A 12,550-nucleotide genomic window follows, 5' to 3' on the forward strand; every position below is an offset into this window, starting at 1 on the left:
GCGAGATCTTGTGCCAGGTCCGGGATTGTCGAAGCTCAAGCTCAAGGCACTTCTCGCATCCGGCACCACACCGTCCTAGGTGTATCCGCGCCCCTTCAGGTTCTCCCCGACATTCCACGCTGTCTGGAGAGCCTGTGATGAGCCAACAAGAAAAATCGATCCACCTCAGCGAGTCGGCGCAAGTCGACCAGCAGTCCGTGCAACCTTTCCCCCGTTCGCGCAAGGTCTATGTCGAAGGCTCGCGCCCCGATATCCGCGTACCCATGCGCGAGATCAGCCTGCATGACACGCCGACGGACTTCGGTGGCGAGCAGAATGCGCCGGTGCTGGTGTACGACACTTCTGGTCCCTACACCGATCCCAACGTCGTCATCGATGTGCGCAAAGGCTTGGGCGATGTGCGCTCGGCGTGGATCGAGGCCCGTGGCGATACCGTGCGCCTGGATGGCCTGAGCTCGAACTTCGGTCAGCAGCGCCTGAGCGACCCCGAACTGGCCAAGCTGCGTTTTGCCCACGTGCGCAACCCGCGCCGTGCCAAGCCAGGCGCCAACGTCACCCAGATGCACTATGCACGTCAGGGCATCATCACCGCCGAGATGGAATACGTCGCCATCCGCGAGAACATGAAGCTGCAGGAGGCCCGCGCCGCTGGCCTGCTGGACCAGCAGCACGCCGGGCACAGCTTCGGTGCCAGCATTCCCAAGGAAATCACCCCTGAGTTCGTGCGCGAGGAAATCGCCCGCGGCCGCGCGATCATCCCCGCCAACATCAACCACCCGGAGCTTGAGCCGATGATCATCGGCCGCAACTTCCTGGTGAAGATCAACGGCAACATCGGCAACAGTGCCCTGGGGTCCTCGATCGAGGAAGAAGTGGCCAAGCTGACCTGGGGCATCCGCTGGGGTTCGGACACGGTCATGGACCTGTCCACCGGCAAGCACATTCATGAAACCCGCGAGTGGATCATCCGCAACTCGCCGGTACCGATCGGCACCGTGCCGATCTACCAGGCCCTGGAAAAGGTCGGCGGTGTGGCCGAGGACCTGACCTGGGAGCTGTTCCGCGACACCCTGATCGAACAGGCCGAGCAGGGCGTGGACTACTTCACCATCCATGCCGGCGTGCTGCTGCGCTACGTACCGCTGACCGCCAAGCGGGTCACCGGTATCGTCAGCCGTGGTGGCTCGATCATGGCCAAGTGGTGCCTGGCGCATCACAAGGAAAACTTCCTGTACACGCACTTCGATGAGATCTGCGAAATCATGAAGGCCTACGACGTCAGCTTCTCGCTGGGCGACGGCCTGCGTCCGGGCTCGATCGCCGATGCCAACGACGCGGCCCAGTTCGGTGAGCTGGAAACCCTGGGCGAGCTGACCAAGATCGCCTGGAAGCATGACGTGCAGTGCATGATCGAAGGCCCGGGCCACGTGCCGATGCAGTTGATCAAGGAAAACATGGACAAGCAGCTCGAGTGCTGCGATGAGGCGCCGTTCTATACGCTGGGCCCCCTGACCACCGACATCGCCCCTGGCTACGATCACATCACCTCCGGTATCGGTGCCGCGATGATCGGCTGGTTCGGCTGCGCCATGCTCTGCTACGTGACGCCCAAGGAGCACCTGGGCCTGCCGAACAAGGACGACGTCAAGACCGGCATCATCACCTACAAGATCGCCGCGCACGCCGCTGACTTGGCCAAGGGCCACCCGGGGGCGCAGATCCGCGACAATGCCTTGTCCAAGGCACGCTTCGAGTTCCGTTGGGAAGACCAGTTCAACCTCGGCCTGGACCCGGACACCGCCCGTGCGTTCCACGACGAGACGTTGCCCAAGGAGTCGGCCAAGGTCGCGCACTTCTGCTCTATGTGCGGGCCGAAGTTCTGCTCTATGAAGATCACCCAGGAAGTCCGTGAGTACGCAGCCAACCAGCGTATCGAGGCGACGGATGTGTCCGTGGAAGAGGGCATGCGCGAGCAGGCCGAGCGGTTCCGTCAGGAAGGCAGCCAGCTGTACAAAAAGGTGTAACGCATCCCGGCCCCTTCCTGTGGGAGGGGCACATTTTTCTGTGTGGGGCACGGCCCTGTGGGGGCGGGTTTACCTGCGAATGCTGAGTTCACTGACGCATTCGTGGGTAAACCCACTCCCACAGGGCTGTGCCCTTCGTCAGTTTGACTCGGTATCCCCAACAACAACTCTGGTAAGCCCGCCGATGACCACTCCCAGCCACTTCTCCCCCGACCACCCGGTCCCGCACGGGCAGCGCCAATTCGGCGCCCGCGACCTGTTTTCCCTCTGGTTCTCCCTCGGCATCGGCCTGATGGTCCTGCAGGTCGGCGCGCTGCTTGCGCCAGGCCTTGGCCTGGCAGGCTCGGTGCTGGCGATCGCGCTGGGCTCCGCGGTAGGTGTGCTGCTGTTGGCGGCGGCCGGGGTCATCGGCAGCGACACTGGGCTATCGGCCATGGCCACCCTGCGCCTGAGCCTGGGGCGTCATGGCGCGCGTCTGCCGGCGCTGCTCAACTTGTTGCAACTGGTGGGCTGGGGTTCGTTTGAGATCATCGTCATGCGCGATGCCGCCAGCCTGCTCGGCACCCGGGCGTTCGGCGAGGGCAGCGGCTGGAGCAGCCCTCTGCTCTGGACCTTGTGCTTTGGCGCTCTGGCCACTTTGCTGGCGGTGAGCGGCCCACTGACCTTCGTGCGCAAGGTGCTGCGCAAATGGGGTATCTGGCTGCTGCTCGGGGCGTGCCTGTGGCTGACCTGGAACTTGTTCGCCAAGGCGGACCTGGCGGGCCTGTGGCGCCAGGCGGGCGATGGCTCGATGTCACTGGCGGTGGGCTTTGACATCGTCATCGCCATGCCGTTGTCGTGGTTGCCGTTGATCGCCGACTACTCACGTTTCGGCCAGCGAGCCAGCCGCGTGTTCGGCGGTACGGCGCTGGGCTTTTTCATTGGCAATGCCTGGCTGATGAGCCTGGGCGTGGCCTACACCCTGGCCTTCGCGCCGAGCGGTGAGGTCAATGCACTGCTACTGGCCTTGGCGGGGGCAGGTCTGGGAATTCCACTGCTGCTGATCTTGCTGGATGAGTCGGAGAACGCCTTTGCCGACATCCATTCTGCTGCAGTGTCTACGGGTTTGCTGGTGCGCATGAAGGTCGAGCACCTGGCCCTGGCCATCGGCGTGCTGTGCACATTGATCGCCCTGCTGGCGCCGCTGGCGCAGTACCAAAACTTCTTGCTGTTGATCGGATCGGTGTTCGCGCCGTTGTTCGGTGTCGTGCTGATGGACCACTTCGTCATTCGTCGTCGGCAGATGCCGGCGGCGATCAGTGGCTTACACTGGCAGGCGCTGGTCGCCTGGGCGGTGGGGGTGGCGGCATATCACTTCATGGCCAATGTCGCACCGGAGCTGGGAGCGACCCTGCCGGCACTGCTGCTGGCAGGGGTACTGCATGGCCTGCTGAGCCTCAGCCGCGGCCAGGAAACAGCTCGGGCTTGAGCACGCCGTTGAGGCGTGGGTAGGGGATCTTCAGTTCGATGTGGCCCATGGAATAGGGCGCAATGGCATAGACTTCGTACTTGACCACCACCGCACCATAGGTCAGCGCCACGTGCGGGGACTTGCGGAACGGCCAGGTCTTGATGAACTCGGGGTCCTTGTCCATGCCGGTGCTGATCATCCAGGCGCGGTGGGACTCCTCGACCGTCTTCCAGAAGGTTTCCTCCTGACCGGGCAGCAGCATGTCTTGCAGGGTCAGGACCTTGTCCAGCTTGCGCGAATAGTTGATGAACCCGCGCCCCGGCATGCCGTGGGCGCCACCGCTGTCCAGGTAGCTGGACAGTTCGATGATCACCAGCCCGTCATGCTGCTCGCGTACCTTGGCCTGCAGGTAGCTGCTGTTGCGTTTTTCGGCACTGGCCAGGTATTGCTGCTCGTAGGCTTGCAGCGAGGTAGGCGCGGTGCTGCGCTGGTTGTCTTCGGTCAGCTGCAGCAGGCGCTGTTCGACGATGGCGTCGAGCTTGGGCAGGGCCGGGAAATGAATGGTGTCGATGTTCACCAGTGGGCAGTCGCTCTCGCTGCAACCGGGTTTGACGTGTTCCCAGGCGTCGCGCTTGACCTCGAGCGGGGCTCGGTAGTTGGGCTCGAACAGGCTTTGGCAGGCGCCAAGGGCCAATGCCAGCACAGCCACGGAAGTCAGTTTGACAAGCGTCATGATGATCCTTGCAGAACAGATGGAGTCGAGCTTCGACCGTCGGCGCGGCCTTCAGTTCGCCACTAAGCTAACAGAGTAGAGACGCTCTGTCCTGGCCGCCTGAACGGTCATTGGAAAGGGGTGAAACACGACGGCTCGCAGAGTAGGATGGCGCGATGCGGTAAATGAGGTAACGAGGATTCCCATGTCAGATACGTTGAATTCAGTGCCCAAGGCGGTCGAGATCGTCGAGCAGGCCAACTGCTTCCAGGGCTTCTACCGGCTCGACAAGGTGCGCTTGCGCCATGAGTTGTTCGCTGGCGGCATGGGGCGGGAGATCAGCCGGGAACTGTTCGTGCGCCATGATGCGGTCTGTGTGCTGCCATACGATCCTCAGCGTGACGAGGTGGTACTGATCGAGCAGTTCCGCGTCGGTGCTTTGGGCAAGGTCGAGAACCCTTGGCTGATCGAGATGGTCGCCGGGCTCATCGACAAGGACGAGGAGCCCGAGGAGGTCGCCCATCGCGAAGCCCAAGAGGAAGCCGGCCTGACCTTCAGCGCACTGTGGCCCATGACCCGCTACTTCCCGTCGCCTGGAGGCAGTGACGAGTACGTGCACCTGTTCCTGGGGCGCTGCTCCAGCGAAGGCGCCGGCGGGTTGCATGGTCTTGAGGACGAGGGCGAGGACATCCGCGTGCGCGTCTGGTCGTTCGAGGATGCCCTGCAGGCTGTGCGTGACGGGCGTATCTGCAACGCCGCGACCATCATCGGCCTGCAATGGTTGGCGCTGAACCGTGCGGAAGTGCGAGGGATGTGGTCGTGAACCTGTTACGCGAGCGCTATCGGGTCGACCTGGCCGGGCTGCAGGCAGCCTGCGAGGCCAACTACGCCCGCCTGATGCGCCTGTTGCCAGACATGCGCACCACCCAGAGCTCGCGGCGCATCGGCATGACCCAAGGTGACCAGATGCTGGGCGTGCTGGTGCTCGACGTGGTGCTGGCGTGCCCCTACACCACCACCTTGCGCGTGCGTCAGGAACACAGTCTGCCCTGGTTGCCGGTGCCGCATCTGGAGGTGCAGGTGTACCACGATGCACGCATGGCCGAAGTGGTCAGTGCCGAGCATACCCGGCGCCTGCGCAGCATCTATCCCTATCCCAACGCGGCCATGCACCAGCCGGACGAAAAAGCTCAGCTCAACCTGTTCCTGGGCGAATGGCTCAGCCACTGCCTGGCCTGCGGCCATGAGTTGGAAGCCGTTCGCTGAAATGTGACGGCGGTCGGTTTCAGCCCTTTGCTCCGGCCCCTTCGGCATCCCATAATCGCGCTGAATCCGTTCGAGGAGCCGGCCGTTGCCGCAATTCAATCTCCCTCAAGCCTCGGCACCCCTGCAGGTGGTGCAACTGACCGACGCCCACCTGTTCGCGGACGCGGGCGGCACCCTGCTGGGCATGAATACCCGCGACAGCTTGCAGCATGTGGTCGAGCAAGTGCGCGAGCAGCTGCAACCGGACTTACTGCTGTGCACCGGTGATCTGTCCCAGGATGGCAGCGTCGCGTCCTATGAAGCCTTCCGCCAGCTGACTGCGGTGTTGGGTGCGCCGAGCCGCTGGCTGCCGGGCAATCACGATGAGGCCAAGGTGATGGCCGAGTTCGCACAGGGCAGCGACCTGATGCAGGCGGTGACCGATCTGGGCGCCTGGCGCATTGTCATGCTCAACTCGAACGTGCCCGATGCCACCTATGGCTGGCTCGCCGACGATCAACTGGCCCTGCTGGAGCAAGCCCTGGCTGGAGCGGGAGAGCGTCACTGCCTGGTCTGCCTACACCATCAGCCTGTGGACATCGGTTGTGCCTGGATTGCGCCGATCGGTCTGCGCAATGCCGATGAACTGTGGAAGCGACTGCGCAGTTATCCACAGGTAAGGGCAGTGCTCTGGGGACATATCCACCAGCCTTGGGATGAGCGGCGTGAAGGTGTTCGTCTGTTGGCCACGCCCTCGACCTGCATCCAGTTCGCCCCCAACAGTGAGGACTTCCAGGTCAGCGAGGAGCAGCCCGGCTACCGGTGGTTGCGCTTGCATGGCGATGGGCGAGTCGAGAGTGGGTTCGAGCGTGCCCGGGATTTCAACGTACAGCTGGACTTCAACAGTCCGGGGTATTGAGGCTCGGTGTGCTCCTGGTAAGTGCCCGCGAACAAGGTGCAGGCCCCTGGCTGCCTGCGGCGTGAAGAATTTGTTGCGAAAAGCCCGAAGCTGCGCCAAAACCCAGCGAACAGGCTACACTGCGCGTCCCTGCGCCCGCACGGACGGGCGCGCCGCAGTACACTCCGGGGGCAGCATGTCGGGTTCCATCCTTTATATCCATGGCTTCAACAGCTCGCCGCTGTCGAGGAAGGCGCTCCAGCTTGAGGCGGTGATGCAGCAACTGGGCCTGGCCGATCAACTGCGTGTGCCTGCCCTGCATCACCACCCACGCCAGGCCATTGCCCAGCTCGAAGGGGCCATCGCCGAGCTGGGCCACCCTTTGCTGGTGGGCAGTTCGCTCGGCGGCTACTATGCCACCTACCTGGCCGAGCGCCATGGCCTGAAGGCACTGCTCATCAACCCGGCGGTCGGACCGCACCGGCTGTTCGACGGATACCTCGGCACCCAGCGCAACCTGTACACCGACGAGACCTGGGAGCTGACCCTGGACCATGTACACGCCCTGGCCGAGCTGGAGGTGCCGCCCCCCCTGGATGCCAACCGCTATCAGGTATGGTTGCAGACCGCCGATGAAACCCTGGATTATCGCCATGCCGAGCGCTATTACCGAGCTTGTGCCCTGCGCATCCAGGCTGGCGGCGACCACGGTTTCCAGGGCTTCGCCGAGCGCCTTCCGGCATTGCTGGCCCTCGCCGGCATTGCGCGCGGGCAGTATGCGGCGCTCGATTTTTCTGTATTTTGACTTTTTGCATTCACCAGACTGACGACGAGAACCCATGGCCAATCCCAGCGCTAGCGCCTATAACGCAGACGCCATCGAAGTCCTCTCGGGCCTTGACCCGGTCCGCAAGCGGCCGGGCATGTATACCGATACCAGCCGGCCCAACCACCTGGCCCAGGAAGTCATCGACAACAGTGTCGACGAAGCCCTGGCCGGCCACGCCCGTTCGGTACAGGTGATTCTCCACGCCGACCATTCGCTGGAAGTCTGCGACGACGGTCGCGGCATGCCGGTGGACATTCACCCCGAGGAGGGGGTGTCCGGGGTCGAGCTGATCCTCACCAAGCTGCATGCTGGCGGCAAGTTCTCCAACAAGAACTACCAATTCTCCGGCGGCCTGCATGGGGTGGGCATCTCGGTGGTCAACGCCTTGTCCAGCCAAGTCCGCGTGCGCGTCAAGCGCGATGGCACCGAGTACCAGATGACCTTCGCCGATGGCTACAAGGCCAGCGAACTGGAGGTGGTCGGCACTGTTGGCAAGCGCAACACTGGCACCAGCGTCTATTTCAGCCCCGACCCGAAATACTTCGATTCACCTAAGTTTTCCATCAGCCGCCTCAAGCATGTGCTCAAGGCCAAGGCCGTGCTTTGCCCAGGCCTTTTGGTCAGCTTCGAAGACAAAGCCAGCGGTGAAAAGGTCGAATGGCATTACGAGGACGGCCTGCGCTCGTACCTGGTCGATTCGGTCAGCGAGTTCATGCGTCTGCCCGACGAGCCGTTCTGCGGCAGCCTCGCGGGCAACAAGGAGGCGGTCGACTGGGCCTTGCTATGGCTGCCCGAGGGCGGCGACAGCGTCCAGGAAAGCTATGTCAACCTGATCCCCACCGCCCAGGGTGGCACGCACGTCAATGGGCTGCGCCAGGGGCTGCTGGATGCGATGCGCGAGTTCTGCGAGTTTCGCAACCTGCTGCCGCGTGGCGTCAAGCTGGCGCCCGAGGATGTCTGGGAGCGCATCACCTTCGTCTTGTCCATGAAGATGCAGGAGCCGCAGTTCTCTGGCCAGACCAAGGAGCGCCTGTCATCCCGCGAGGCGGCGGCGTTCGTTTCCGGCGTGGTCAAGGATGCGTTCAGCCTGTGGCTCAATGCCCACCCCGAGCTGGGCATGCAATTGGCGGAGCTGGCCATCAGCAACGCCGGGCGTCGTCTGAAGGCGAGCAAGAAAGTCGAACGCAAGCGTATCACCCAGGGGCCGGCGCTGCCTGGCAAGCTGGCCGACTGTGCAGGCCAGGACCCGATGCGTGCCGAGCTATTCCTGGTCGAGGGTGACTCGGCCGGCGGTTCGGCCAAACAGGCGCGTGACAAGGAGTTCCAGGCGATCCTGCCCCTGCGCGGCAAGATCCTCAACACCTGGGAAGTCGATGGTGGCGAAGTCCTCGCCAGCCAGGAGGTGCACAACATCGCCGTGGCCATCGGGGTCGATCCGGGCGCTGCGGACCTGTCGCAGTTGCGCTACGGCAAGATCTGCATCCTCGCCGACGCCGACTCCGACGGTCTGCATATCGCCACGCTGCTATGTGCCTTGTTCGTTCAGCACTTCCGCCCGCTGGTGGAAGCCGGTCATGTGTACGTGGCCATGCCACCGCTGTATCGCATCGACCTAGGCAAGGAAATCTACTACGCCCTCGACGAGGCGGAACGCGACGGCATCCTGGACCGCCTGGTGGCCGAGAAGAAACGTGGCAAACCGCAGGTCACCCGATTCAAGGGGCTGGGCGAGATGAACCCACCGCAGTTGCGCGAGACCACCATGGATCCGAACACCCGGCGCCTGGTCCAGCTGACCCTGGACGATGTGCAGGGCACCACCGAGATCATGGACATGCTGCTGGCCAAGAAGCGCGCCGGCGATCGCAAGAGCTGGCTGGAGACCAAGGGTAATCTCGCCGAGGTACTGGTTTGACCCGCCTGATTGCAGCGGTCTGCCTGCTGTTGGTCGCCTTGCCGAGCCTGGCGGCCAACTGGCCTGAGCTCAAGATGAGCGAGGAACACCCGGTCGATGGCATGCGCGGTGGCAACCTGTCGGGCCTGGCCTGGTGCCGTGGGGCCTTGTGGACGGTGTCCGACCGGGACGACGACCGCATCTACCGCCTCGACCAGCAGGACCGGACCTGGCGTGCCCAGCCACTGACGTTCACCCCGCCACCGGTGCCGGAGAGCGGCCTGCCCTGGGGATTGAAGTCGCGTAATTGGGCGGCCTCTTATATCCGCGGCGGCGAGCTGGACTTCGAGGGCATCAGCTGTGATCAGGCCGGCAACTTCTACCTGATCAGCGAAGCCCATGCCGCGGTGTTGCAACTGCCTGCCGATGGCGAACCGCGCTGGTTGAAGATCGACCCGGCCATGGTGCGCCAGGCGCGTGCCAGCGGCATGCTGCTGCACTTCAATGCACTGTTCGAAGGGCTGGCAGTCCACCCGTCCGGGGATCGTCTGTGGCTGGCGGCCGAGCGGGAGCGACGCGGTCTGCTGCTGGTAGAACGCCAGCAGTCGGTCTGGAACTGCGCACGCAGCTGTGTGTTGCTCAGCGAGGCGGGCGTCGAAATGCAGCCCAAGCAAATGCCCAATCCGCAGGCCATGGCGCGGGACTTCTCCGACCTGGCGTGGTACGAGGGCAAACTGTACACCCTTGAACGCAACGCCTATCGCATCTGCCGCCGTGACAGCGAGAGCGGGCAGGTCGAGCGCTGCTGGTCGTTCGCCGCCGATGCCTTGGTTGAATCGCGCCGCTACGACCAACCGTATGGGCTGGCCGAGGCGTTGGTGATCGACGCCAAAGGTGCCTGGGTGGGTGTGGACAACAACAACGGCGACCGTGCCGATGGTGAGGCTCGTCCAATCGTCTGGCGTTTCGCGGCCCCTGAAGGTGGCTGGAACGCCAAGCCTTAGGCTTGCCGGCTGATTTGAATTTACCCGGCGCGGCGGTAGTTGCCGTCGCGCCAGAACCTGAAATGACGAGGCCCGCATGAGCGACTCACTGGAACTCAGTCTCGAAGGCGTCGAACGCCGCTCCTTGGCTGACTTCACCGAACAGGCCTACCTCAACTACTCCATGTACGTGATCATGGACCGTGCCTTGCCGCATATCGGCGACGGTCTGAAGCCGGTGCAACGACGCATCGTCTACGCCATGAGCGAGTTGGGGCTCGATGCCGATGCCAAGCACAAGAAATCGGCGCGCACCGTCGGTGACGTGCTCGGCAAGTTCCACCCCCATGGCGACTCGGCCTGCTACGAGGCCATGGTGCTGATGGCCCAGCCATTCAGCTACCGCTATACCCTGGTCGATGGCCAGGGCAACTGGGGTGCGCCGGACGATCCGAAGTCATTCGCCGCCATGCGTTACACCGAGGCGCGCCTGTCGCGTTATTCGGAGGTGTTACTCAGCGAGCTGGGCCAGGGCACTGTCGACTGGGTGCCGAACTTCGATGGCACGCTCCAGGAGCCTGCCGTGTTGCCGGCGCGCCTGCCGAACATCCTGCTCAACGGCACCACCGGCATCGCCGTGGGCATGGCCACCGACGTGCCACCACACAACCTGCGTGAAGTCGCCAGCGCTTGCGTGCGCCTGCTCGACGAGCCCAAGGCGACCATCGAGCAACTGTGCGAGCACATCCAGGGGCCGGACTATCCGACCGAAGCCGAGATCGTCACGCCGCGCGCCGAGATCCTCAAACTCTACGAGAGCGGCCGTGGCTCGATCCGCATGCGTGCCGTGTACCGGGTAGAAGACGGCGACATCGTGGTGACGGCCCTGCCGCACCAGGTCTCCGGTGCCAAGGTGTTGGAGCAGATCGCCGCGCAAATGCAGGCCAAGAAGCTGCCGATGGTCGCCGACCTGCGCGATGAGTCGGATCACGAGAACCCCTGCCGTATCGTCATCATCCCGCGTTCGAACCGGGTGGATACCGACGAACTGATGCAGCATCTGTTCGCCACCACGGACCTCGAGAGCAGCTATCGGGTCAACGTCAACATCATCGGTCTGGACGGCCGGCCGCAGCTGAAGAACCTGCGTGCCTTGCTGCTCGAATGGTTGGAGTACCGCATCGGTACCGTCCGCCGCCGCTTGCAGCACCGTCTGGAGAAGGTCGAGAAACGCCTGCACCTGTTGGAAGGCTTGCTCACTGCGTTTCTCAACCTGGATGAAGTCATCCACATCATTCGCACCGAAGACCAGCCTAAGCAGGCTCTGATCGCTCGCTTCGACCTCACCGAGGTTCAGGCCGATTACATCCTCGAGACCCGCCTGCGTCAGCTGGCGCGCCTGGAAGAGATGAAGATCCGCGGCGAGCAGGACGAGCTGCTTAAGGAACAGGCCAAGCTGCTGGCGCTGCTGGGCAGCGATGCCAAGTTGCGCAAGCTGGTGCGCAGTGAGCTGATCAAGGATGCCGAGACCTACGGCGACGACCGCCGCTCGCCGATCGTCGAGCGAGCTGAGGCCAAGGCACTCTCGGAAAACGAGCTGATGCCGACCGAGCCTGTTACCGTCGTGCTTTCCGAGAAGGGCTGGGTACGCTGCGCCAAGGGGCATGACATCGATGCCACAGGCCTGTCCTACAAGGCCGGTGATGGCTTCAAGGGAGCTGCCGCGGGCCGCTCCAATCAGTACGCCGTGTTCATCGATTCCACCGGGCGCAGCTATTCGCTGGCTGCCCACAGCTTGCCTTCGGCACGTGGCCAGGGTGAACCGCTGACCGGTCGTCTGACGCCGCCACCGGGCGCGAGCTTCGAATGCGTGCTGCTGCCTGATGACGATGCGCTCTATGTGGTAGCTTCCGACGCCGGCTACGGCTTCGTGGTCAAAGGTGAAGACCTGCAGGCGAAGAACAAGGCCGGCAAAGGGCTGCTCAGTCTGCCCAACGGCGCCAAGGTCATGACTCCAAGGCCGGTGACGGACCGGGAGCAGGACTGGCTGGCTGCGGTGACGACCGAAGGTCGCCTGCTGATCTTCAAGGTCAGCGATCTGCCGCAATTGGGCAAAGGCAAGGGCAACAAGATCATCGGCGTGCCCGGTGATCGGGTCGCCAGCCGTGAAGAGTTTGTCACTGACCTTGCGGTAGTGAGTGAGGGGGCGACCCTTGTATTGCAAGCGGGCAAGCGTACGCTATCTCTCAAGCCTGACGATCTTGAGCATTACAAAGGCGAGCGGGGACGGCGTGGCAGCAAGCTGCCTCGTGGCTTCCAGCGCGTGGATGGCATGGCGGTTGAACGCCCTGAGTGAACCGGCTGTCTGTCTGAAGCGGCAATTACAGCGTCATTTCAGGCAGAAATGCTGGAGTCGGGCGATTATTTCGCGGATGATAGTGCCCTTGCGGTACCGGCGTGGCCGTGTGCCCGTAAGAATCTACATGAGTATCACTGCGGTTTGCCCCTGGGCGAC

The 12,550-nt window shown here is 63.4% G+C and carries 10 protein-coding genes; 9 read left to right on the top strand and 1 reads right to left on the bottom strand.

What is annotated here, in order from left to right; all coding sequences use genetic code 11:
* Nucleotides 1–137: 137 nt before the first annotated feature.
* Nucleotides 138–2,024 (top strand): phosphomethylpyrimidine synthase ThiC, encoded by a 1,887-nt coding sequence (thiC, locus tag HMPREF3173_RS00835; protein WP_070571115.1) that lies wholly within the window; start codon nt 138–140, stop codon nt 2,022–2,024.
* Between the two features lie 184 nt (nt 2,025–2,208).
* Nucleotides 2,209–3,492, top strand: coding sequence for a putative hydroxymethylpyrimidine transporter CytX (gene cytX / locus HMPREF3173_RS00840; protein ID WP_070571116.1), 1,284 nt, complete (start codon nt 2,209–2,211; stop codon nt 3,490–3,492).
* Here cytX and HMPREF3173_RS00845 read toward each other — a convergent pair.
* The gene (locus tag HMPREF3173_RS00845) at nt 3,461–4,207 is read right to left on the bottom strand and encodes an RsiV family protein (RefSeq protein ID WP_043207334.1); all 747 of its coding nucleotides are present in this window, start codon (nt 4,205–4,207) and stop codon (nt 3,461–3,463) included. The two genes, cytX and HMPREF3173_RS00845, sit on opposite strands and share 32 nt — an antisense overlap.
* 184 nt (nt 4,208–4,391) lie before the next feature.
* Between HMPREF3173_RS00845 and HMPREF3173_RS00850 the strand changes: the two genes are divergently transcribed.
* The 7 genes from HMPREF3173_RS00850 to parC all read left to right on the top strand — a co-directional run bounded on the left by HMPREF3173_RS00850 (nt 4,392) and on the right by parC (nt 12,391).
* The gene (locus HMPREF3173_RS00850; RefSeq protein WP_070571117.1) at nt 4,392–5,009 is read left to right on the top strand and encodes an NUDIX domain-containing protein; all 618 of its coding nucleotides are present in this window, start codon (nt 4,392–4,394) and stop codon (nt 5,007–5,009) included.
* Nucleotides 5,000–5,452 carry a DUF1249 domain-containing protein gene (locus HMPREF3173_RS00855; RefSeq protein ID WP_043207338.1) on the top strand — a complete coding sequence of 151 codons (453 nt, stop codon included), beginning with the start codon at nt 5,000–5,002 and terminating at the stop codon, nt 5,450–5,452. Before HMPREF3173_RS00850 ends, HMPREF3173_RS00855 begins: the two co-directional genes overlap by 10 nt.
* Before the next feature lie 85 nt (nt 5,453–5,537).
* Nucleotides 5,538–6,350, top strand: coding sequence for a 3',5'-cyclic-AMP phosphodiesterase (gene cpdA, locus HMPREF3173_RS00860; protein WP_070571118.1), 813 nt, complete (start codon nt 5,538–5,540; stop codon nt 6,348–6,350).
* A 175-nt stretch (nt 6,351–6,525) separates the two neighbouring features.
* Nucleotides 6,526–7,134 (top strand): YqiA/YcfP family alpha/beta fold hydrolase, encoded by a 609-nt coding sequence (locus HMPREF3173_RS00865; protein WP_070571119.1) that lies wholly within the window; start codon nt 6,526–6,528, stop codon nt 7,132–7,134.
* Nucleotides 7,135–7,168: 34 nt separating this feature from the next.
* Complete coding sequence (gene parE / locus HMPREF3173_RS00870) at nt 7,169–9,073, top strand: DNA topoisomerase IV subunit B (protein ID WP_070571120.1); 1,905 nt, start codon at nt 7,169–7,171, stop codon at nt 9,071–9,073.
* Complete coding sequence (locus HMPREF3173_RS00875) at nt 9,070–10,056, top strand: esterase-like activity of phytase family protein (RefSeq protein WP_070571121.1); 987 nt, start codon at nt 9,070–9,072, stop codon at nt 10,054–10,056. The genes parE and HMPREF3173_RS00875 overlap by 4 nt, the downstream gene beginning before the upstream one ends.
* A 76-nt stretch (nt 10,057–10,132) precedes the next feature.
* Nucleotides 10,133–12,391 carry a DNA topoisomerase IV subunit A gene (parC, locus tag HMPREF3173_RS00880; protein WP_043215890.1) on the top strand — a complete coding sequence of 753 codons (2,259 nt, stop codon included), beginning with the start codon at nt 10,133–10,135 and terminating at the stop codon, nt 12,389–12,391.
* The last annotated feature ends 159 nt before the right edge of the window (nt 12,392–12,550 follow it).

It is taken from the genome of Pseudomonas sp. HMSC08G10, from assembly GCF_001808425.1.
Taxonomy (GTDB): domain Bacteria; phylum Pseudomonadota; class Gammaproteobacteria; order Pseudomonadales; family Pseudomonadaceae; genus Aquipseudomonas; species Aquipseudomonas guariconensis.